This window comes from Paraburkholderia sp. GAS348, from assembly GCF_050434205.1.
Classification (GTDB): Bacteria; Pseudomonadota; Gammaproteobacteria; order Burkholderiales; family Burkholderiaceae; genus Paraburkholderia.
In genome coordinates this window covers 16,783-39,648 of the sequence record NZ_JBNPVT010000006.1, presented here as the reverse complement: position 1 = coordinate 39,648, position 22,866 = coordinate 16,783, and the positions used below count along the sequence as shown (strand labels likewise).

Below are 22,866 nucleotides of genomic sequence, written 5' to 3'. Positions count from 1 at the left end.
TGTGAGCCGCCTGTGAGCCGCGTGTTACTCAGGCCATCCGTGATTCTCTAACTTTCGGTGTACCTCTTCGGTACACCGTTCAGGCACATCCTTTCGGCACACCTCATGGAAGAAGCTTACCAATACGACTGCGCGAATCCCGAGTTCGAGGAATTGGCTCGCGTCATCAGCGATCTGTTTCCCGAGCAGACACAGTTCATCCAGCGTGCCGGCGAAGACGGCACGCCGACGCTGGCCATTCACTGGGTTGCAATGCGTTTTGGCGCGACCGCGCGCCGCATCGTGATGACCGTGGTGATTGCGCCGACCGCGTTGGCGCGTTATCGCGCGTTGCCGGCGCGGCTGCGCGGCCGGAGTTTCGCGGTGCTGCGGGCGTTTGTAGAAGCGAGCATCGGCTCGCTCGAAGAACAGTACGCGAACGGCGAGGCGGTGCCGCGCGATGTGACGGTGGATCTCGGCGACGAGTTTGCTTAAAACGCTTGACTCAGGACCCGCGGGCCATTGGCTAGATGGCGGGCCCGAATGCGGCTGGGCTTACCGCGGTCAGCCGGCCACGACTCATTGGCTGGGAGTCACAGGCAGCGACTCAATCGGCAAGCCGATAGACCTTCGCGAAGCGTGCGGCCTGCACCACGCCGTAGTCGCCGGGGGCGTACTGCATGATCCAGTCACCGGCGGCGCCGTGCAGCACGTCGCCGCCCCCTGCTGAACGGGCTAGCGAAAACGCTTCGTTCATCTGTTTGGCCAGCACGACGGCCGGACGGTTGCGATAAGCGCCCGGTGCGCCATGCGCGAGGGCGGTGTCTTCCGGCAGATATTTCGCATCGAAGCGTTCGCGCGAGACGACCCAGCGGTCGCCGGTCGAACCGGTGATCAGCGCGTCGCCGCGGACATAGCGGTTCGGCCCTTCCAGGCTCATCAGTTCGCCTTCGGCGGCGGCGAATTCAACGCTCACGGTTTCGTTTTTGACGACGCGCTGAGCGTTGGCATCTTGACTCAGGTCGAGATTTTTGAGTTCGGTCATGAAGCGAGCGGGTGTAGAGAGATAGATAGCCGCGCCGGGACCCGGTGTCTCGACGCCACGTACTCGCAATCATGCCAGATGCATCTGAAGATCGGTTTCTTTTGCCATTGGCGGGGAAGGCGGCGAGCACGGCCGCCAAAAGCAAAAGAACCGGGCGCGCAGCGCAGAAATCCGCGCCGCGCGTCATCAACCGTGCAGCTGACCGCTTACGGCTTCACAGCCGCATCATTCGCTTGCCGGCGCCTTCTTACCGCCGCCCTTGCCATGGTGACGGCCACCCTCAGGGCCACCCTGATGGAACGTTACGTCGGCCAGCTTCTTCTGTTCCGGCGAGAAGCTGTTGTACAGCGGGTCAAACGCATCGACCAGCCTCTTCATGCCGTCCGCATGCGCTTGCGCGATCGTCGCGTATTGCTTCATGTCGTCAAGCGCCGACAGGTTCGTATCGGCCTTGCGCTGCTGGAACAACTGCCCCATCGTCTGGCCATTGCTGCGCATGACATCGGCGAACGCGTTCCATTGCGATTCCTGCGCCGGCGTGATCTTCAACTGGGTGTGCAGGTAGGCGATGCGGTCTTCGACATTGCGCTCGTGGCCGGCTTTTGCGGCGGGTGCGGAAGCCGGGGTGCCCATCGGCGCCGAAGCCGGCGCGGAAGTTTGTGCGAACGCGCCGCTCATGGCGACTGCGGTGGCCAACATTACGAGTGCTTTTTTCATCGAAACTCCTGATGTCTGTTCGAATTAGGACAAGGCGAGCATGGCGAGCGACCCCACGCACATCGGCATAGCGACGCACGGCGGCCGGCTGCCCGCTTCGCCGTCGCCGCTATTTGTATCACGATATCTCTACAATGCGGCTACGGTACGACAAACGCTTACAACCGAAACGCAATGCGGCTGCGGTACGACAAACGCTTACAACCGAAACGAACAGGAAATAGCGGGTGGACAAATTCGTCAGCATGGAAGTCTTCGTCGCCGTGGTCGAAGCGGGCAGTCTCACGGCGGCGGCCGAGCGATTTGACATTTCGTCGGCGATGGTGGGCAAGCACATCCGCTCGCTGGAAACGCGGCTCGCGACGCGCCTGCTGACGCGCACCACGCGTCGTCAGAGCCTGACCGAAATCGGCCGGCACTATTACGAGCAGTGCAAGCGCATTCTGGCGGATGTCAAGGAGGCGGAGTCTCTAGCCGAGGCAATGGCAGCCGCGCCGCGCGGCGTGCTGAAGGTGACGGTGCCGCTGACGTACGGTGTCGAAGTCTTTGCCCCTGCGATGACCGACTACCTGAGCGCATGGCCGGACGTGAGCCTCGAACTGGATCTGTCGAATCGCGTGATCGACCTGGTGGAAGAGGGCTTCGATGCGTCGGTGCGAATCGGCCACTTGCCGGACTCCAGTTTCGTCGCGCGGCCGTTGAAGCCTTACCGGATGCGCGCCTGCGCGTCGCCGGCCTATCTGGCGCGGGCCGGCACACCGCGCACGCCGGCCGATCTCATGCAGCACGAATGCCTGGGTTTTCTGCATTGGGGCCGCGAGGGTTTGTGGCGGCTAGGCGGCGAGACCGCGGACGAAAACCAGTTGCGCGCCGGACGGTTCCGGGCGAACAACGGCCAGGCGCTCAAGGTTGCCGCATTGCGCGGCTTCGGGCTGGTGTTGCAGCCGGAGGCGCTGCTTGCGGGAGAGATTGCCAGCGGCGAACTGGTGTCGGTGCTGGAAGACTATTTGCCCGAAGGTGCGCCCGTCCACCTGGTTTACCCACGCGACCGCCGTGCAACGCCGAAGCTCACCAGCTTCATCGATTTCGTGATCGAGCGGTTCGGGGTGTGATCGTGCCGCTTCGCCTCGCGTCGCTTATCTTGTTCCGCTGCGTTTCCAGCTTCCTGCGTGCCGCTTCCCGATCACTGTTAGCCGCTCATCATTGCGCCGTCCATGGTTCGGGTTCCTTTGCCTGCCGCCCGGTGTGCAAGACGCGCGATAATCCGCTCCACTGCTGACCAACTTCTTGCCCCCCGATGAGACCTCCGCGCCTCGACCAACTCGACGACCTCGACCGCAACCTTGTTGCGCTGCTGCAAGCCAACGCCCGTGAGAGCGTCGCCAATCTCGCTCGCCAACTGGACGTGGCGCGCACTACCGTGATCGCACGGATCGCCCGGCTCGAGCGTAGCAATGTGATCGGCGGCTATAGCGTGCGACTCGGTCAGGACGTGCTCGACTCGAGCATCCAGGCATACGTCGGCATCATCATCGCGCCGAAATACGGGCCTGCCGTGCAGAAACGTCTCGGCAAGATGCCCGAGGTGCAACTGCTATGCGCGGTGAGCGGCGAGTTCGACTATGTTGCCTGGCTGCGCGCCGATTCACCCGATCGCCTCAACGATCTGCTCGACGAGATTGGCGGCCTGGAAGGTGTGGAGCGAACCACCACGTCGATCATTCTTGCGCGCAAGATCGACCGCGGCATGGTGTGATCCTGCTGCCCAATTTTTACGCCGTTTTGATACGTTTTCGACATATCGACTGACTGCATCGTCATAACGTCGAAGGTCATGGTCATAGCGCAGCATTTTGCGCGTATGAACTGTTTTTGCTTCTCCCTAAACTGTGTCTCGAGGGTTCAGCCCGCCGGGCGCAGCGCCTAAGCGCTGCGCACTTCCCAAGCTGGAGACAGCAGATAACAGCAACCATCGTGCATGGGACCGGAGTAAGTGCTTTGCATGGGGCCTGAGTAAGTGCTGCAGCGCTAACTCTGGCCGACAGCTAAAAGCGCTAACTCCGGTCGACAGCGATGCATGGGACCGGAGTAAGTGCTTTGCATGGGGCCTGAGTAAGCGCTAAAGCGCTAACTCAGGCCGACAGCTAAAGCGCTAACTCCGGTCGACAAAGGAGAAGCGTATGAAAGTAGCCATCGTTGGCGCAGGTTTGATCGGTCACACCATCGCCCACATGTTGCGCGAAACCGGCGACTACGACGTCGTCGCGTTCGACCGCGACCAGAACGCGCTCGATAAGCTTGCCGCTCAGGGCATCCCGACCCGCCGCGTCGATTCCGCCGATGCCGCCGCGCTGCGCGCCGCCATTCAAGGCTTCGACGCGCTCGTCAACGCGCTGCCGTATTACCTGGCGGTGAGCGTGGCCTCGGCCGCCAAGGGCGCGGGCGTCCATTACTTCGATCTGACCGAAGACGTGCGCGCCACCCACGCGATCCGCGCGATCGCCGACGACGCCGACCACGCCTTCATGCCGCAGTGCGGTCTGGCGCCGGGCTTCATCGGTATCGCCGCGCATGAGCTGGCGAACCGTTTCACCGAAATTCGCGACGTCAAGATGCGCGTCGGCGCGCTGCCGGAGTTCCCGACCAACGCGCTGAAGTACAACCTGACGTGGAGCGTCGACGGCCTGATCAACGAATACTGCCAGCCGTGCGAAGCGATCCGCGACAGCCGCACGCAGTGGGTGCAGCCGCTCGAAGGCCTCGAACACTTCTCGCTCGATGGTACCGAATACGAAGCTTTCAATACGTCCGGCGGTCTAGGTACACTGTGCGAAACCCTGTCGGGCCGGGTCGAGTCGCTCGACTACAAGTCGGTGCGCTATCCGGGCCACCGCAAGCTGATGCAGTTCCTGCTGGAAGATCTGCGTCTTGCGAGCGACCGCGATACGCTCAAGACCATCATGCGCCGTTCGGTGCCTTCGACCGCGCAAGACGTCGTGCTGGTGTTCATCACCGTGAGCGGCATGCGCGACGGTCAACTGGTGCAGGAAGTGTTCACCCGCAAGATTTTCGCGAAGACGGTGTGCGGCGTGCCGATGAGCGCGATCCAGATCACCACGGCCGGCGCGATGTGCGCGGTGCTCGATCTGTTCCGCGAGCAGAAGCTGCCGCAAAGCGGCTTCGTGCGTCAGGAGCAGGTGTCGCTGCACGACTTCCTCGCGAACCGCTTTGGCAAACTGTACGAAGGGCAGTCGCTGGATGCGATGGCGACGGTGTAAGCGGAGACTGTCGCGTTGAGGCTCAAAACCGAGGGCCGTGCGACCACGCGGCAGTGACTGCCGCGAGCAACCAGGAAGGCCTCGCAGAAGGCCCCCTTAGAACAGCCCAGGACGCCCCGCACTGCGGGGCGTTTTGCGTTTCGCGCGCCGGTGCGAAACCGGCTGGCACTACACAGGTGAGCTACACAGGCAGCTACACGGATAAGCTACACAGGTAGCAGCGGCAGCATCGCATGCGGCTCACCTACTATGCGTGCAAGCAACGCTTCGTAGTCCGCCTGGGTTGGCGCGGTGTTGTCGAACATCAACAGATCTTCGCAAATCTCGCCGCTCGGCACGAAGCGGCGCTGCCGATACTCGTCCCAATGCGCGAGTTTGTAGGCATCGTTCGGATTGCCGCGATCGACAATGCGCTGATGCGCGATCTCTTCCGACGTGGTGATCCACACCACTCGCAGCGCCACGTCCGCACCGATACCCAGCCAGGCGCGATCAAAAAGGCGCCGCTCGCGCACTTCGCGCGAGAGTGGCCCGACCACGAGCGCACTGATGCCGAGTTCGAGGTTGTCGCGGGCGGTATCGAGGAGGCCGCGATACTCGGGATCGCGCAGGTGTTGCAGGAAAAGCGGGCTGTCGCGGTCGTTCGGGTCGCCGGTCAGCATGGCCATGGCGGCGGCGCTGTAGCCGCCGAACAGCGTATCTTTATCGAGCAGGCAGAAAGGCGAAGCGCTCGCCTGCATGAGCGGGCCGATCAGCATTTTCGCCAGAGTTGTCTTGCCGGTGCCTGCGTGACCGCAGAAGAAAACCAGACGGGTCACGAAGACGTGTCCTCGGGCGCGGCGGCCGGGGCGCCGGCGTGCTGCGGGTCGCGCGCGAATTTGCCGCCGGCCTCCAGCCACATCACATTGATGATGCCGAAGCCCAACGCGACACCGATGCCGAGAATCCAGGTGAAATACCACATTGCAGTCTCCTTGATCGTATGTCCGGCGAGGCAGGCGATGAAGCGTTGCGCCTGGCCGGTACCGAGAAGCAAACCTGCTGGCAGACAAAACTACCACGCTGCGGATCTGAGGGTAAATCCGCAGTGCTCGGCGCCCACAGCGCAGCGCTTTGCAACGATCATGAAGAAGAACGCGGCAGCGCGCAAGAGGGTGAGCGGACGGTTGGCCGTTCGCCCAGGATGGCGCAATGCGCCTATAACAAGAACAAGAGCAACGCCACCAACAACACGGGAGACCCAGCATGCCGATGCGCCAGCACTTCCACTGCAAAGCCGCGCTGCTTGCGCTGGTGATCGCGTCGCTCGCGGGTTGCGCCTCGACCCCTGCCGAACCCGTCCCGTTCAAGGAGGTGCCGCAAGCGCGCATCGTCCAGCCTGGTTACACGCAGCCCGGCAACGGACTGGTTGGGGTGGACGTACGGCGCGAACGTTCTCGTGACCTTATCGTCCGGTTCCGCGATGCCTTGGTGTATATCGACGGCGAGCAGGTCACCGACCTGATGAACGGCGAGCATGTGGTTTTCTATCTGAGCCCCGGTGTGCATCGCATCGGTGTTTCGACGCAATTCGATCCGGTCGTGGAGATGCGCTTTATGGTCACGGCCGATACGCGCTATACGAACCGCGCGTCGGTCACCTTCGGCGAAGATCACAGCATCGCCTTGCGCAGGGTTGCCCAATAGCGCAGGGGCGCGCCGCCGTACGATACGTGTCCAACAATGCCCGCGAATACGGGATGCACGCCGGGCAAGGCCAGTGCGCGCCGCACTGCGCCCGCCGCCGCGGCACGCAAGCTTTAACAATTGCATACATGACGTTCACGCAGAGCCCTTAACATGGCGGCTGTCGTGTATGCGTTCGTGCAGATCCGCCACTGGGCTTACGCACAGTGCGAAGCCGGCGGGTCTGTACCGTTTTCAAGGTAATCCAACATGCTGATCAATTGCGCCGCCTATCAGGACGGCCGGAAGCTGGCTGACATCGATATCGACAGCATCAGCGACTACGTGGCGCGGCCCGAGTGCTTCGTCTGGGTCGCGCTGAAAGACCCGGGGCCGGGCGAACTGGCCGTGATGAAACACGAGTTCGGCCTGCACGAACTCGCGATCGAAGATGCGCAAAACGGCCATCAACGTCCGAAAATCGAGGAGTACGGCGAGTCGCTATTCGCCGTCATGCATACCGTGGAAATGGACGAAGAAGGCGAACTGCTGACCGGCGAGGTCGACGTGTTCGTGGGGCACAACTATGTGCTGTCGGTGCGCCGCGGCACGCGCGTCGGGTTTCAGAACGTTCGCGCCCGTTGCGAGCGCGAGCCGCAATTGCTCAAGCAGGGCTCGGCGTTCGTGCTGTACGCGCTGGCGGATGACATCGTCGATCGGTATTTTCCGATCATCGAGGCAATGAACACTGAAATCGAAGCACTCGAAGACCGCATCTTCGAGCGCAATAATTCGGCGGCATCGCGCACGATCATTGAAGATCTGTACTCGCTGAAACGCCGTCTGGTGATTCTGCAGCATCACATTGCGCCGCTTCAGGAAGCGATCGGCAAATTGACGGGTGGCCGGATTCCGAGCATCTGCGAAGGCATGCAGGCGTACTTTCGCGACGTCTACGACCACCTCGAACGGATCGTCAAGATCATCGACGGCCGGCGCGAAATGGTTGTGACTGCGGTGCAGGTCAATCTGGGGATGATCTCGCTTGCCGAAAGCGAGGTGACCAAGCGGCTCGGCTCGTTTGCCGCGTTGTTCGCGGTGCCGACCATGATCGCCGGCATCTACGGGATGAACTTCCAGAGCATCCCCGAGCTGCATTACAAGTTCGGCTATCCAGTTTGTCTGGCCGTGATGCTGACCGTGGATCTGGTCTTGTACTGGCGCTTCCGCAAGGCCGGCTGGCTTTGACACGCCGTTAGCCGCCGAACAGGCGGTGCACCGCAACACCGCGAATCGTTGACACCCATTAGCGGGCACACTGAGAATAGGTCTCGCAAACGTTTGCGAATAACTAGAAATACGGCTCGACCGCGAGCCCGACAAACCTTGGAGAGAGGCATGAGCCATCGCATTCGCCGCCGCATGCTGGCGGCCGCAGTTCTCGTCACCGCTACCGCCGCTTTACCGTTTTCTTCCGCTTACGCGCAAACCGTGCCCGCCCATAAGCTGAAGGTCGCGCTGGTGATGAAGTCGCTCGCGAACGAGTTCTTCCTGACCATGGAAAACGGTGCGAAAAACTACCAGAAACACAATGCCTCCCAGTTTGACCTGATCACCAACGGCATCAAGGACGAGACCGATACCGCGAACCAGATCCGGATCGTCGAACAGATGATCGTCTCGAAGGTCGATGCGATCGTGCTAGCCCCCGCTGACTCGAAGGCGCTGGTGCCCGTCGTCAAGAAGGCCGTCGACGCGGGCATCATCGTCGTGAACATCGACAACCGGCTCGACCCGGATGTGCTCAAGTCGAAAGACCTGAACGTGCCGTTCGTTGGCCCGGACAACCGCAAGGGCGCGCAGAAGGTCGGCGACTATCTGGCCAAAAAGCTGAAGGCGGGCGATGAAGTCGGCATTATCGAAGGCGTGTCGACCACGACCAACGCGCAGCAACGCACCGCGGGCTTCAAGGACGCCATGCAGACCGTCGGCGCGAAGGTCGTGTCGGTGCAATCGGGCGAGTGGGAAATCGACAAGGGCAACGCCGTGGCGTCGGCCATGCTCAATGAGTATCCGAACCTGAAGGCGCTCCTCGCCGGCAACGACAATATGGCGATCGGCGCGGTCTCGGCCATCCGTGCGGCAGGCAAGCAGGGCAAGGTGCTGGTGGTCGGTTACGACAATATCAACGCGATCAGGCCGATGCTCAAGGATGGCCGTGTCCTGGCCACCGCCGACCAGTACGCCGCCAAGCAGGCCGTGTTCGGTATCGACACCGCGCTGAAGGCGATCAACGAGCACAGGAAACAGTCGCAGTTGTCCGGTGTGGTGGAAACGCCGTGCGACCTGGTGACCAGGTAAGGGTCGGGCAGCCGGTGCCGGAACCGTGCCAATTCAATAAACGCTCAAGAAACCTGCTGCGCCGCCGTTAAATTCAGAGGTGAGCGTCATGACGCTGGCTGCGCCGCGGGAGGGTGCGTGGCCGACAGCGCCTGAGCATTCCGCGCATTGGGCTGGCGTGACACGTCGCTGTCGTTGGCGGCCTCATGCGAGTGCATCGCGCGAGGCCGCGCCGGGAGCCTCGGAACCAGGATTGCGACGGATTCGTCAGCACCCTGGCGTCTCAAGCGCAGTCGACGCTGGAAGTGTGGGAAAGGCGGTAAAGCATAAGTATTCATGAGTTTGATCTGTCTTCGATGAGGATGTCCGGTGGGTCGTCAGGTGGCGTGGCCGGCGGGAACAACAGGCAGGAGAGCAACAGGTTATGGCGACGATCAAAGATGTAGCGGCCGTGGCAGGCGTGTCGTTCACGACGGTATCGCACGTGGTGAACAACTCACGGCCGGTGTCGGCCGACGTGCGCGCAAAGGTCGAACACGCGATCCGTCAGCTTCACTATGTGCCATCGGCGGTGGCCCGCTCGCTCAAGGCGCGGGCCACGGCGACGATCGGTCTGGTGGTGCCGAACAGCACGAACCCGTATTTCGCGGAGATGGCGCGCGGGATCGAGGATGGTTGCTCGCGCAACGGCTACTGCCTGTTCTTCTGCAATTCCGACGACGATCCGGCCAAGCAGCGTCACTATCTGCGCGTGCTGCAGGAAAAGCGGATCGACGGACTGATCGTCGCCTCGGCGGGCGATGACGCGGTGCTGGCGCAGACGCTCGCCGACGCCCGGGAGCCGCTGGTCGTCGTGGACCGCAATATCGAAGGCGTGAATGCGGATCTGGTGCAGATCGACCACGAGAAGGGCGGCTACATTGCGACGCGTCATCTGCTCGAGCTGGGGCACGTGCGGATCGGCTGCATCACCGGGCCCGTGAAGACGGCGGTGAGCGCCATGCGGGTACACGGCTTCATTCGCGCCATGACGGAGCGCGGCATCGAGATTCCGGCCGGCGCCATTGTCGAAAGCGATTTTTCGGGGACCGGCGGCCATCGCGCGGCTGGACAGCTGTTCGATACCGTGAAGCCGTCGGCGATTTTTGCCGGCAACGACATGATGGGCATCGGTGCGCTACGCGCCGCGGCAGAGCGCAATATCAGCGTGCCGCACGATTGCTCGATCATCGGTTTCGACGATATCGAACTGGGGCGATTCACCTATCCGGCGCTCTCGACCGTGGGGCAGTCGGTCCGCGCGCTCGGCGATATGGCGGCGCAGACGCTGATCGAACGTATCGCCGGGACGTCGTCGGGCAGTCCTCCGCGCGCACTGGGTCGCCGGCGTGTCGTGTCGCCGCGCCTGATCGTGCGCGAATCGACCGCGACGTGGGCCGGCGCGGCGAGGCGCGATCTGGCGGCCTGATATCGGGCGTTGCGTTGCCGGGCGCGCGCCGAAAGGCTTCGTGTCCGCTCTCCGCACGGACGCGGTCCGTCGGTGCTTTGTAATTATTTCCAATTGCTTACAGCATCTTTCTTCCTACCATATAAGACCTTCAAGTACGCAAACGGAATGCCGTAAACCTGGGTATTAGAGCGCGTAGTCAAATCAGCGCCATGCAGGCAGCCGCCACACGCTACCCCGCGCTGCGCACGCAGTCTCTTATTTGCTAAGTACAGGAACGAGCATGTTGAACAAAGGCATCACGATCAAGGCGCGGATTGGCCTCACGATGGCTTTTCTCGCCGCGTTGCTAGTCGCGATTGGCGTTTTTGGTCTGTTCGGCATGAGCCGATCGAACGCCGCTCACCGGGACACTTTCACGAATGTAATGCCGAGCACTGTCGATATCGGCAACGCCGAACTGTATGCCGCGCGCGAGCGGCTGGCGCTCGACCGGGCGGCGTTCATGATCGGCACGCCGGAAGCGGCGCCGACGATCGAGCGTGCGCATTCGATGCGCGCCACCTCCGACATGTGGTGGAAAAAGTATATGGATCTGCCGCGCGACGCAGAGCAAGACCGTCTCGCGCAGGACGTCATCGCCAAACGTGACGCGCTGCATCAGGAATTGGATGGCTTTGCGGCGGTCATCACGGCGAACGACCAGAGCAAGATCATCGACGGCGCCAAGCGCATGCAGGTGGCGTACAACGATCTCGCCACGTCCGACGATACGCTGAGCAAGTTTCAGTTCACGTCGGCCGAGCAAGGCTACGACTCCGCGCAAAGCAGCTTCGAGATGTTCCGCGTGGTGAGCGCCGGTGCGCTTCTGGTCGGCGTGCTCGCCGCCGTGCTGTCCTACCTGACGCTCAGCCGCGCGATTGGCCGCCCGCTCGACGCCGCCCTCGGTCATTTCGACGCGATCTCCGCTGGCGATCTGCGCCGCCCGGTCGTGGTCACCTCGCGTAACGAAATGGGGCAACTGCTTGGAGGCATCGCCAAAATGCAGCGCAGTCTCACCGAAACGGTGCGCACGGTGCGCAGCGGCAGTGAATCGATTGCGACCGCCACGCGCCAGATCGCAGCCGGCAATATCGACCTGTCCACGCGCACGGAAGAGCAGGCGTCGGCGCTGCAGGAAACCGCGTCGAGCATGGAAGAGCTGACCGGCACCGTCAAGCAGAACGCCGACAACGCTCGCCAGGCGAGTTCGCTGGCGGCCAACGCGTCCGAGATTGCCAACAAGGGCAGCGCCGTGGTCAGCCAGGTGGTCGGCACGATGGGCGACATCAACCAGAGCTCGGCGAAGATTGCCGACATCATCTCGATCATCGAAGGGATTGCGTTCCAGACCAACATCCTGGCCCTGAATGCGGCCGTGGAAGCGGCGCGGGCCGGCGAAGAAGGGCGCGGGTTCGCGGTGGTGGCAGGCGAAGTGCGCAGCCTCGCGCAGCGTTCGTCGGCGGCGGCCAAGGAGATCAAGGAGCTGATCGACACCTCGGTGGAGCGCGTGCAGTCCGGCTCGGCCCTGGTCGACGAAGCGGGCCGCACCATGACCGAGATCATCGGTGCTGTGCAACGCGTGACCGACATCATGGGGGAGATTGCAGCGGCCTCGGAGGAGCAAAGCAGCGGCATCGGCCAGGTGGCGCGCGCGGTCACCCAGATGGACGAGGTGACGCAGCAAAATGCCGCGCTGGTCGAAGAAGCTGCAGCGGCAGCGTCTTCGCTTGAAGATCAGGCCGGCAAGCTGCGTACCGCGGTCGCGGTGTTCCAGCTCGAAGAAAGCGGCTACAAGGCGCCGGTGAGCGCGGCGCCGAAGCGCGCAGCCGCGCCGGTTCGCGCGGCAGAGGCACGCAAAGTGTCACACCCGGTGTCATCCCCCATGTCACACGCTGGCGCGCAGCCCGGCACCGCCAGGACCTCTGCCGCACCCGCGGCAACGGTGGCTGCCGCCGCGCCGACGAGGGCGCCTGCCAAGGCAGCGGCGAGCGCCGGCAGCGATCAGGATTGGGAAACCTTCTGACCGGTCACCGCCTCGCAACATTCGTTCCCGATGAAACATTAGACGGAACCATGCTTGCGCGGATTGGCCGCATGACGATAAAGACCGCGATTGCGCATGCAACTGCGGTCTTTTTTCATACTCTGCGGACTAAGTAGCGTTCACAAGCGTTGTCGGCGCCCTGGCGAGCGCCGTGATCCGGTACATTGACGGGCGCGACTACGGCTTGCATCGGCGACATCGCCGCTTCAGGCAGTCAGCGCGCGGACCGTGAGCCCGCTATCCTAACCGCCGCAACTCAGCGCGGCAGTCCACCCCGCTCAACGCGCCAGCCATAAAGGACGACATGACGCCATACGACCTCGCGCACCGCCTCGTCGAAGCCCGCCGGCAGCATCGCCCGATCGATGCGCCGCCACCCGACAGTCTGCCGCCTGACGCGGCAACCGCTTATGCGATCCAGCAGGCTGTCATCGCAGGCCTCGGCGATTCGACGGGGGCATGGAAGATCGGCGCCAGAGCGCCGGGCGGGGCCGCCGCGGGCGCGCCGATTCCAGCTTCGCTGGTGCTGCCGTCGCCCACGCGGGTGGCCCATACCGGCTTCTTCCGGGTGCTGGTGGAGCTGGAGATCGCCTTTCGTTTCGCCGAGGCAATCGAGCCGCGCGGCCGGGCTTATGCGCGCGACGAGGTGCTCTCGAAGGTCGGTGTCGTGCTGCCAACCATCGAGATCGTCGATAGCCGTTTTACCGAGTGGCCTAATGTCGCGCCGCTCGCGCAACTGGCCGACGCACAGAACAATGGCGCATTGATCACCGGCCATCCGGTTGCCTATGCAGGCCTCGCACGCGGCTTCGATTTCGTATCGCCCGAACTGGAGCTAAGTTTCAACGGCAACTCACTGGTGCCGGAAGCCACCGGCAATCCGGCTGGCGATCCGCGCGAACTGCTAGTGTGGTTCGTCAACCATTGCGCCGCGATGGGTATCACCATCGAGCCGGAATGGACGCTCACCACCGGTTCGTACGTCGGTGCGCACAATGTGGACAAGCCGGGCATTGTGCGCGGCCATATCGACGGTCTAGGAGAAGTGGAGATTGAACTGACTTGAGCGTGCCGCGGCCTGCTTGTAACGGTCAGCTTGTAACCGCACATTACGAAGCACCAAGCACGTGCTTCTGGTCAGCATGGCGAACGAACATGTAACACAGCGCCTGTCGCTGTAGACCAAATGGCGATGCCGCGCGTTGATGAAAAGAGTCGCAGGATACAGGAAAGCGCATAACGTCCGCGTTCGATGCAACAAAGTGTGTGCATGCAGACAGGTTGTTCGGTAGAGCAGTGAAAGCGTTCGATGAACGAGACGATTCGCGTAACGGAGCATAGCGAACGTGCTGGGCAGCACGGCGAGCAGGGGGCGTTGGAGAGGCCGCAGCGTGGGCCGGCAGTGGCTGCGCATTCGCTGTGTGCGAGCGCAAGATTGTAGGTGAGCGTATCTGTGTTTCCAAGTGAGGAATGTCGGGAGGCGGGTACGGCGCGATTTTCGCAACGTAGTTCGTGAAAAAAAATTTAAAAGGGTTTAGGATGAATTCGAGCGATGTCGTTTCCGAATAGCGCGCCGCGCACGACATCGGTCTAGACTTCGGCGAGGAGGTAGCATGGATATCTACAGCAGTTTCGCGACCCGCTTCGAGAAAACGCGAGAGGATGAACTCTCGCTCGAGGAGTATCTCGCGCTCTGCAAAGACAATCCCGCCGCGTACGCTACGGCTGGCGAACGCATGTTGACGGCAATCGGTGAACCAGAACAGATCGACACTCGCAACGATCCGCGCATGTCGCGTATCTTCGCGAACAAGGTCATCAAGGTATACCCCGCATTCCGTGAGTTCTACGGAATGGAAGAGGTGATCGAGCAGGTGGTCGCCTACTTCCGGCATTCGGCCCAGGGGCTCGAAGAAAAGAAACAGATCCTGTATCTGTTGGGACCGGTCGGCGGCGGTAAATCGTCGATTGCGGAGCGTCTTAAGCAACTCATGGAACGCGTGCCGTTCTATGCGATCAAGGGCTCGCCGGTCAACGAGTCGCCACTTGGTCTGTTCGATTACGACGAGGACGGTCCGATCCTCGAAGAGCAATATGGTATTCCACGCCGCTACCTGAAAAATATTCTGAGCCCATGGGCGGTGAAGCGCCTGCACGAATACAACGGCGACATCCGCAAGTTTCGCGTGGTGCGCCGCTACCCGTCGATCCTTCGTCAGATCGGTATCGCCAAGACCGAACCGGGTGACGAAAACAATCAGGACATTTCGTCACTGGTCGGCAAGGTCGACATCCGTAAGCTCGAACAGTACGCACAAGACGATGCGGACGCGTACAGCTACTCCGGTGGCCTGTGCCTCGCGAATCAGGGCTTGCTCGAGTTCGTCGAAATGTTCAAGGCGCCGATCAAGGTTCTGCACCCGCTGCTTACCGCCACTCAGGAAGGCAACTTCAAGGGCACGGAAGGCTTCGGCGCGATCCCGTTCGACGGCGTGATTCTCGCCCACTCGAACGAGTCGGAATGGAAGGCGTTCCGCAACAACCGCAACAACGAAGCACTGCTCGACCGGATCTTCGTCGTGAAGGTGCCGTACTGCCTGCGCTACGGCGAAGAGGTCAAGATCTACGAGAAGCTGCTGCGCAATTCGTCGCTGGCCAGTGCGATATGCGCGCCGGGTACGCTGAAGATGATGGCGCAGATGTCGGTGCTCACGCGTTTGCAGGAGCCGGAGAACTCCAGTCTGTTCTCGAAGATGCAGGTGTACGACGGCGAGAATCTCAAGGACACCGATCCGAAGGCCAAGTCGTATCAGGAGTATCGCGATTTCGCGGGCGTGGATGAAGGGATGACCGGCGTGTCGACCCGCTTCGCGTTCAAGATCCTGTCGCGCGTGTTCAACTTCGATTCGACGGAAGTGGCTGCGAATCCGGTGCACCTGATGTATGTGCTTGAACAGCAGATCGAGCGCGAGCAGTTCCCGCCGGAAACCGAGCAGAAGTATCTGTCGTTCATCAAGGACGTGCTCGCTTCGCGTTATGCCGAGTTCATCGGCAAGGAGATTCAGACCGCGTACCTGGAGTCGTATTCCGAGTATGGTCAGAATATTTTCGATCGCTATGTGACGTACGCGGACTTCTGGATTCAGGATCAGGAGTTCCGCGATCACGACACCGGCGAGAGTTTCGACCGCGCGGCGCTGAACGCCGAACTGGAGAAGATCGAGAAGCCCGCGGGCATCAGCAACCCGAAGGACTTCCGCAATGAGATTGTCAACTTCGTGCTGCGTGCGCGTGCTGCGAATGCGGGGAAGAATCCCGCGTGGATCAGTTATGAGAAGCTGCGCGTCGTGATCGAAAAGAAGATGTTCTCGAACACGGAAGAGCTGTTGCCGGTGATCTCGTTCAACGCCAAGGGCTCGGCGGAAGAGCAACGCAAGCACGAAGACTTCGTCAACCGGATGGTGACGAAGGGCTATACGCCGAAGCAGGTACGCTTGCTGTGTGATTGGTATCTGCGCGTGCGCAAGTCGTCATGATGCGCACTGCGTGCCGCCCGCGCGGTCCGACCGCGTGGGCACCTTGCGAGGCGCAAGTTGTATGGACATAGCGTTGTGTTTGCAGACATGCCTATTGCAACGTGCGTCTCGCGCAGCGGAAATTAGTGCAGTTGCATGGGGGGCTGAGTAAGTGCTTTGCATGGAACCAGAGTAAGTGCTAAAGCGCTAACTCTGGTCGACAGCTAAAGCGCCAACTCAGACCGACATGCGGTGCATGGGGTTGGAGTAAGCGCTAAAGCGCTAACTCCAACCGACACGGGAGACCGGGCGTGCTTCATCAAATCATCGACCGCAGGTTAGCTGGTAAGAACAAGAGCATTGCAAATCGCGAGCGCTTTTTGCGCCGCGTTAAGAACTATATTCGTCGCGCCGTTTCGGAAGCGGTGCGCGACCGCAGCATCAAAGACATCCAGAACACCCAGAGCATCACGATTCCGCGCAAGGACATCGCGGAACCGTCGTTCCGGCATGGTCCCGGCGGCAAGCGGGAAATGGTGCATCCGGGCAATTCCGACTACATCCGCGGCGACAAGATCCAGCGCCCGCAAGGGGGCGGTGGCGGAGGCGGGGGCAACCAGGCGAGCAACGAGGGCGATGGGCAGGACGACTTCGTGTTCGAGCTGAGCCGCGAAGAATTCATGCAGTATTTCTTCGACGACCTCGAACTCCCGCGTCTCGTCAAAACTCATCTGATGGCCGTGCCTACGTGGAAAAGCATCCGCGCCGGCTGGGCGGCCGAAGGCACGCCAAACAATATCGACGTGGTCCGCTCGCTGCGCAGCGCGCTCGGCCGCCGCATCGCGCTCGGTGCGCCGCTCGTCAATCAGTTGCACGAGATGGAACGGCAACTCGAAGTGATGAAGGCCGATCCGGACGACCGTCGCGACGAAATCAAACTGCTCGAAGAGGAAATTCACCATTTGCGCGGGCGCATCTGGCGCATTCCGTTTATCGATCCGTTCGATCTGCGCTACGTGAACCGGGTGAAGCAACCCACGCCGTCCAGCCAGGCGGTGATGTTCTGTCTGATGGATGTGTCCGGTTCCATGGACGAACAGCGCAAGGATCTCGCCAAGCGCTTTTTCATCCTGCTGTATCTGTTCCTCAAGCGTAACTACGAAAAGATCGAAGTGGTGTTCATTCGCCACCACACCCGCGCCGAAGAAGTCGACGAAGACACGTTCTTTCATTCGACGGAAAGCGGCGGCACGGTGGTGTCGAGCGCGCTGGAACTGATGCAGAAGGTGATGGACGAGCGTTATTCGCCGACTGAATGGAATATTTACGGCGCTCAGGCTTCCGACGGCGACAATTGGACCGACGACTCACCCAAGTGCCGCAAGATACTTTCAGATGACATCCTGGAGAAGGTGCGCTATTTTGCGTATATCCAGGTCACGCCGGAAGAGCAGAACCTGTGGCTCGAATATGCACAGTTGGCGCTGAGCCAGCCGCACATGGCGATGAAGAAGGTCGAAACCGCGGCTGACATTTATCCGGTGTTTCGGGAGTTGTTTGAGAAGCAGGTAGCGTCTTCATGACAAAACACCTGCACAACGAAGCGCGCGGCTATCACCCGGAGCGCGGAAAAGGCGTGCCGCAGCAGCAACAGTCGGGGCATGCCGAGGCGAAGGCGGACAATACGGGAGCCGCCGCTGCCGGAGCAGTCGACACCGCTGCTGCACGGGGACACACCGGAACGCCCACTGAGGGGCAAAGGGAAGTCCGTATGAACGTAGGCGATAGACGGCCTTTGCCGTGCCCGTCCGACTGGACCTTCGAATTGATCGAAGAGTACGACTCGCATATTGCCCTTGTTGCAGAGCAATATGAACTCGACGTGTATCCGATCCAGCTCGAACTCATTAGCGCCGAACAGATGATGGATGCTTACGCATCCGTCGGCATGCCGGTGAACTACCGTCACTGGTCGTTCGGTAAACACTTTCTTTCCACTGAAAAAAGCTATCGTCGCGGGCAGATGGGGCTGGCGTACGAAATTGTCATCAATTCGAACCCTTGCATCGCGTACCTGATGGAAGAGAACACGATGACGATGCAGGCGCTCGTCATCGCGCATGCGGCCTATGGTCACAACTCGTTCTTCAAGGGCAACTATCTGTTCAAGCTGTGGACGGATGCGCACGCGATCATCGATTACCTCGTCTACGCGAAGAATTACATCGCGGAGTGCGAGGAGCGCTTCGGGCTCGACCGGGTGGAAGAACTGCTCGACTCGTGCCACGCGTTGATGAATTACGGCGTGGACCGTTACAAACGTCCGCAAAAACTGTCGCTGGAAAAGGAGTTTGCGGCCCGCCGCGAACGTGAGGCTTATCTGCAATCGCAGGTCAACGAACTGTGGCGCACCTTGCCGACCCGGCATACGCCGTTGCCGGAGGAAATCGAGGAGCGTTATCCACCCGAGCCGCAGGAAAACCTGCTGTATTTCGCGGAGAAGAACGCACCGCTGCTCGAGCCGTGGGAGCGGGAAGTGATCCGCATCGTGCGCAAGGTCGGCCAGTATTTCTATCCGCAACGGCAAACCCAGGTCATGAACGAAGGCTGGGCCACGTTCTGGCACTACACCTTGCTCAACACGATGTACGCCCAGGGCAAGCTGGAAGACGGCTTCATGATGGAGTTTCTCCATTCGCACAGCAATGTGGTCTACCAGCCGCCGGTCACGAAGCCTTACTACAGCGGCATCAACCCGTACGCGCTTGGCTTTTCGATGATGAGCGATATCCGGCGGATCTGCGAATCGCCGACTGAGGAGGACCGCAAGTGGTTCCCCGAACTGGCGGGCAGCCCGTGGCTGCAGGCAATGCACTATGCAATGCGCAACTTCAAGGACGAGAGCTTCGTCGCACAGTATCTGTCGCCGCATCTGATCCGCGAGATGCGTCTATTCTCGGTGCTCGACGACGACATGCGCGATGCGCTCGAAGTGTCCGCGATTCATGACGACAGCGGATATCAGTACGTGCGCCAGGCGTTGTCGCGGCAGTACGACATGCATCATAGGGAGCCGAATATCCAGGTGTGGGCGGTGAACACGCGCGGCGACCGGAGTCTGACGCTGCGGCATTTCATGAGCGACAACCGGCATTTGTCCGGCGATAGCGATGAAGTGCTGAAACATATGGCGCGCTTGTGGCAGTTCGACGTCTACCTGGAAAGCGTCGATGAGAATGGGACGGTGAGGAAGCGGTACGAGTGTAAGTATGTGCCGCCAGCGATAAGGGTTTGAGTTCGCTCGGCCTTGCCATACGGAAGGCTGGGTTTTGAGTTGTCTGGAGTCCCTGTTTGTCAGTGACGAACAGGGGCTTCTGTCATTCGAAGTCGGGCAGGTCGCCCGGTATCCGTTTTTCAGTAATTCGTGAAAAAGTACTGAAAAACGCTATGTCGTCTTTTCCTCCCTACGAGCAGTAAGAACAAGCCTACTGTTCCCAGTTCACCAACCTCGAACAGGCAGCCGCCACTTATAAGTGGGGCTGAATCATCTGCTGCGTCCTTGCAGGTTCCCTCGCATGACAACCCGTTCCCTGCAGTGCCTGTGACCGAGCTCAACCTGCCTCGAGGAGCTCGCAACGAGCCTCGCGGCATCGTCCCCTAACAAACCCCCATCTTTTCCTTGCAATTCTGTAAAATTCGCGCACGCGCGCTATGGGTGTCATTGCGGCACCTTGATGCGCGTGTTGTGAAGGCGGCGCCACGACCGCTACCTCCGTTTAAAGACAAGGAAAGACAACAGCATGACCGACCTATCCGACCAAACCGTGGCCACGGCTCACGACGTTCACGACGCACACGACACCCGGCGCCGCATCTTCGCGATCGTTGGCGCCTCATCGGGCAATCTAGTCGAGTGGTTCGACTTCTACGTGTACTCGTTCTGCGCGCTGTATTTCGCGCCGGCCTTCTTCCCGAGCGGCAACACCACCACGCAGTTGCTCAACACCGCCGGCGTCTTCGCCGCGGGCTTCCTGATGCGCCCGATCGGCGGCTGGTTCTTCGGCCGGCTCGCCGACAAGCACGGCCGCAAGACCGCGATGATGGTGTCGGTGTTCATGATGTGCGGTGGCTCGCTCGTGATCGCGGTGCTCCCCACGTATGCGCAGATCGGCGCCCTGGCGCCGGCGCTGCTGCTGGTCGCGCGCCTGTTCCAGGGCTTGTCGGTGGGCGGTGAGTACGGCACCAGCGCCACCTATATGAGTGAAGTCGCGCTCAAGGGCCGCCGCGGTTTCTTCGCGTCGTTCCAGTACGTCACGCTGATCGGCGGCCAGTTGTGCGCGCTGCTGGTGCTGGTGGTCCTGCAACAGACCCTCTCCACCGAAGAACTGAAAGCATGGGGGTGGCGCGTGCCGTTCGTGATCGGTGCGTTGGCGGCGCTGGTCGCGCTGTATCTGCGTAAATCGCTCGAGGAAACCACCACGGCGGCAACGCGTCAACGCAAGGAAGCCGGCACGCTGCGCGGCCTGTGGCTGCACAAAGGCGCATTCCTGACGGTGCTCGGCTTCACGGCCGGCGGCTCGCTGATTTTCTACACGTTCACCACGTACATGCAGAAGTACCTGGTCAACACGGCCGGTATGCACGCCAAGACGGCCAGCAACGTGATGACCGCGGCGCTGTTCGTCTACATGGTGATGCAGCCGGCGTTCGGCGCTTTGTCGGACCGTATCGGCCGGCGTCGTTCGATGCTGTTTTTCGGCTTCTTCGCGACCATTGGCACCGTACCGCTGCTGCACGCCTTGAAAGACGTGACGAGTCCGTACGCGGCCTTCGGCCTCGTGGTCGTGGCGCTGGCGATCGTCAGCTTCTATACGTCGATCAGCGGACTGATCAAGGCCGAAATGTTCCCGCCGGAAGTGCGCGCGCTCGGCGTGGGCCTGTCGTATGCGGTGGCCAATGCGATCTTCGGCGGCTCGGCGGAATATGTCGCGCTGTGGCTGAAGTCGGTGGGCAACGAGTCGATGTTCTACTGGTATGTCACTGTGCTGTGCGCGATCGCCGGCATCGTGTCGCTGCGCATGCGCGATCCTTCGAAAGAAGGGTATCTGCGTCACGAGCCTTGAGCGTGAGCGGTACGCTCGCGCAGCGCGCATGAGCGCTGCGCGAGAACGGCGGTTAGGGGCAACCCGGCCGCCGTTTTTTTGCCCTGTCGGCAAGCACGGCGCATGGTCAAGCCACCACGATCTCCGTTCCCAGCACATGAAGCAGATCGCGCAGCGCCTCGGCTTGCGCCATCTTCGCGTCGCTGCGCAAATGGATCTGCACGGCGCGCCCCGCGATCCCATCGACGGGATGCGCGAGCCACAACTCCACTGCAAGCCCCAATCCTTCCGGCTGATTGACGACGACCGGCTCGATCACTCGCGGCTTGAAACAGGCACTGTCGGACATGACGAATCTCCTCGGGCTGATGACGGTTCGAGACTCATCGTAATCAGCCGCACGCGCAAGACCAAGCGACAAATACGCATTTGCTAATGAGCGGATGCCTGGCAGAAGACGCGCGCGCTCATGGAGCCCGTTGCGGCGAAGGAATCGCAGGCCGCTTCCCGCTACGACAGCGTCAGACCCGTTCGGATTGATCGGTCACGAGGTCCGTGACGAGTTCTGTCGCAGCAGCGGCGGGCGGGTCAGCGACGACAGCCGGTGCCGCTGCGGCCACAGCTGTCACCGTTGCACGCTGCCGCACGCTCAGAGCCGCGCATGAGAGCATGAGCAGATGATGATAAAGCCGTATGCTGAAGCCATAGTTGTAGGCGAAGAGATGCGTGAGCGCGATCTTCAACCCAGGCATTGCCTGCCGGTTCTTCGCATGAACCGAAACGACGATGGGCGCGAGCCGGCGTAACGCCAGCTTGCGTGACGGTTCCAGTTGCGGCGGCAGTTGCAGCGCCTTGACGAACGCATACGCACTGACGGTCGCGGCTACCGCCGTGCCGCGCGTGCTATGCGAGATCGAGGTCGCCGTCTTCCGATACACCGACACGTATTCGTGCAGATAGAACACATTGCGCGCTGCGAGACAAAGTTCGGTGCCGAACACGAAATCGCAGCACATGCCGTACCGATCCTGGTAGCCGATCCGCTTGACGAGCTCTGCGTTGGCCATCCAGCCGTTGTTCGGGAACATCTGGATCAGCCCGGTCCTGCCCGGCAAAGGCTGCAGGCCTTCAGCGTCCTTCGTGCGGCGAAACGCGGTGTTCAGGCGTGTGCTCGCGTCGAAGTCGACTGTGCCGCTGTGATCGGCCTCGTACTGATCGGCGAACGCCACCTCGAGTTGCGGATGACGAGCCCATAGCGACACGAGTTTTTCGATGCCGTCGGTGGTGAGCAGGTCGTCGTCGTGAATCAGCAGGATCTTGTCGCCGCGTGCACGCTCGAACAGGCTCGCGACATTGCGCCCCTGACCAAGCGGCGGCTGGTTCATTGCATAGCGGATGCGCGGCTCGTTCGCGTAGCGCCGCGCGATCAACTGCCGGGTGCGCGTGTCCTTTGAATCGTCGCCGATCACAATCTCCAGATTGCCGTACGTCTGCGCGAGGCATGAGTCGATGCACTCCACGATCAACTCAGGCCGATTGCAGGTCGGCAGGCAAATGGAAACCTTAGGGAAGGGATGGGGCACTGGGGAGGTGGTGGAGAGGGTGAACACGGGCGTCTCGTTTCTTATCTGTTAAGGGCGGCAGCCGGTTCGCTTCGCGCACACATTGCTGCATGCAGCAAATTAGTTCATT

Annotated in this window: 19 protein-coding genes and 1 pseudogene; 14 read left to right on the top strand and 6 right to left on the bottom strand. The window is 61.3% G+C overall.

Annotated features, from left to right (window positions below):
- The first annotated feature begins 105 nt into the window (after nucleotides 1-105).
- Entirely contained in the window at nucleotides 106-474 is a 369-nt protein-coding gene (locus P3T22_RS12580; protein WP_063495917.1) for a DUF3022 domain-containing protein, read from the top strand.
- 112 nt (nucleotides 475-586) lie between these two features.
- Here the strand turns inward: P3T22_RS12580 and P3T22_RS12575 are convergent, their stop codons facing one another.
- A complete protein-coding gene (locus tag P3T22_RS12575) occupies nucleotides 587-1,024 on the bottom strand; it encodes a PGDYG domain-containing protein (protein ID WP_063495918.1) in 438 nt (145 codons plus the stop codon).
- A 206-nt stretch (nucleotides 1,025-1,230) separates the two neighbouring features.
- Nucleotides 1,231-1,741 (bottom strand): annotated as a pseudogene (locus P3T22_RS12570) (Spy/CpxP family protein refolding chaperone).
- 227 nt (nucleotides 1,742-1,968) lie between these two features.
- On the opposite strand from P3T22_RS12570, the gene P3T22_RS12565 reads away from it, so the two are divergent.
- From P3T22_RS12565 to P3T22_RS12555, 3 genes are all read left to right on the top strand, one after another.
- The gene (locus P3T22_RS12565) at nucleotides 1,969-2,853 is read left to right on the top strand and encodes a LysR family transcriptional regulator (RefSeq protein WP_063495919.1); all 885 of its coding nucleotides are present in this window, start codon (nucleotides 1,969-1,971) and stop codon (nucleotides 2,851-2,853) included.
- A 185-nt stretch (nucleotides 2,854-3,038) separates the two neighbouring features.
- Entirely contained in the window at nucleotides 3,039-3,497 is a 459-nt protein-coding gene (locus P3T22_RS12560) for an Lrp/AsnC family transcriptional regulator (protein ID WP_054039581.1), read from the top strand.
- A 424-nt stretch (nucleotides 3,498-3,921) separates the two neighbouring features.
- A complete protein-coding gene (locus P3T22_RS12555) occupies nucleotides 3,922-5,019 on the top strand; it encodes a saccharopine dehydrogenase family protein (protein WP_063495920.1) in 1,098 nt (365 codons plus the stop codon).
- Between the two features lie 206 nt (nucleotides 5,020-5,225).
- On the opposite strand, the gene P3T22_RS12550 is transcribed toward P3T22_RS12555, so the two are convergent.
- The gene (locus P3T22_RS12550) at nucleotides 5,226-5,837 is read right to left on the bottom strand and encodes an AAA family ATPase (RefSeq protein ID WP_429325123.1); all 612 of its coding nucleotides are present in this window, start codon (nucleotides 5,835-5,837) and stop codon (nucleotides 5,226-5,228) included.
- Nucleotides 5,834-5,983, bottom strand: coding sequence for a cytochrome bd-I oxidase subunit CydX (gene cydX / locus P3T22_RS12545; RefSeq protein WP_063495922.1), 150 nt, complete (start codon nucleotides 5,981-5,983; stop codon nucleotides 5,834-5,836). Before cydX ends, P3T22_RS12550 begins: the two co-directional genes overlap by 4 nt.
- Nucleotides 5,984-6,264: 281 nt before the next feature.
- On the opposite strand from cydX, the gene P3T22_RS12540 reads away from it, so the two are divergent.
- From P3T22_RS12540 to P3T22_RS12495, 10 genes are all read left to right on the top strand, one after another.
- Complete coding sequence (locus P3T22_RS12540) at nucleotides 6,265-6,705, top strand: hypothetical protein (RefSeq protein WP_063495923.1); 441 nt, start codon at nucleotides 6,265-6,267, stop codon at nucleotides 6,703-6,705.
- A 249-nt stretch (nucleotides 6,706-6,954) separates the two neighbouring features.
- Nucleotides 6,955-7,932, top strand: coding sequence for a magnesium/cobalt transporter CorA (corA, locus tag P3T22_RS12535; RefSeq protein ID WP_063495924.1), 978 nt, complete (start codon nucleotides 6,955-6,957; stop codon nucleotides 7,930-7,932).
- Nucleotides 7,933-8,082: 150 nt separating this feature from the next.
- The gene (locus P3T22_RS12530; protein ID WP_063495925.1) at nucleotides 8,083-9,045 is read left to right on the top strand and encodes a sugar ABC transporter substrate-binding protein; all 963 of its coding nucleotides are present in this window, start codon (nucleotides 8,083-8,085) and stop codon (nucleotides 9,043-9,045) included.
- A gap of 403 nt (nucleotides 9,046-9,448) precedes the next feature.
- Nucleotides 9,449-10,492: a LacI family DNA-binding transcriptional regulator gene (locus tag P3T22_RS12525; protein WP_063495926.1), complete on the top strand. Its 1,044-nt coding sequence runs from the start codon at nucleotides 9,449-9,451 to the stop codon at nucleotides 10,490-10,492.
- 262 nt (nucleotides 10,493-10,754) lie between these two features.
- Complete coding sequence (locus P3T22_RS12520) at nucleotides 10,755-12,536, top strand: methyl-accepting chemotaxis protein (RefSeq protein ID WP_429325122.1); 1,782 nt, start codon at nucleotides 10,755-10,757, stop codon at nucleotides 12,534-12,536.
- Between the two features lie 325 nt (nucleotides 12,537-12,861).
- Entirely contained in the window at nucleotides 12,862-13,623 is a 762-nt protein-coding gene (locus P3T22_RS12515; protein WP_063495928.1) for a hypothetical protein, read from the top strand.
- 547 nt (nucleotides 13,624-14,170) lie between these two features.
- Nucleotides 14,171-16,093 (top strand): PrkA family serine protein kinase, encoded by a 1,923-nt coding sequence (locus tag P3T22_RS12510; protein ID WP_063495929.1) that lies wholly within the window; start codon nucleotides 14,171-14,173, stop codon nucleotides 16,091-16,093.
- Nucleotides 16,094-16,383: 290 nt separating this feature from the next.
- Nucleotides 16,384-17,655: a YeaH/YhbH family protein gene (locus tag P3T22_RS12505; protein WP_063495930.1), complete on the top strand. Its 1,272-nt coding sequence runs from the start codon at nucleotides 16,384-16,386 to the stop codon at nucleotides 17,653-17,655.
- The gene (locus P3T22_RS12500; protein ID WP_181448410.1) at nucleotides 17,652-19,367 is read left to right on the top strand and encodes a SpoVR family protein; all 1,716 of its coding nucleotides are present in this window, start codon (nucleotides 17,652-17,654) and stop codon (nucleotides 19,365-19,367) included. The genes P3T22_RS12505 and P3T22_RS12500 overlap by 4 nt, the downstream gene beginning before the upstream one ends.
- A gap of 505 nt (nucleotides 19,368-19,872) precedes the next feature.
- Nucleotides 19,873-21,195, top strand: coding sequence for an MFS family transporter (locus tag P3T22_RS12495; protein ID WP_063495932.1), 1,323 nt, complete (start codon nucleotides 19,873-19,875; stop codon nucleotides 21,193-21,195).
- Between the two features lie 106 nt (nucleotides 21,196-21,301).
- On the opposite strand, the gene P3T22_RS12490 is transcribed toward P3T22_RS12495, so the two are convergent.
- Nucleotides 21,302-21,523 (bottom strand): hypothetical protein, encoded by a 222-nt coding sequence (locus P3T22_RS12490; RefSeq protein WP_063495933.1) that lies wholly within the window; start codon nucleotides 21,521-21,523, stop codon nucleotides 21,302-21,304.
- A 172-nt stretch (nucleotides 21,524-21,695) separates the two neighbouring features.
- Entirely contained in the window at nucleotides 21,696-22,784 is a 1,089-nt protein-coding gene (locus P3T22_RS12485; protein WP_429325121.1) for a glycosyltransferase family 2 protein, read from the bottom strand.
- Nucleotides 22,785-22,866 lie beyond the last annotated feature (82 nt).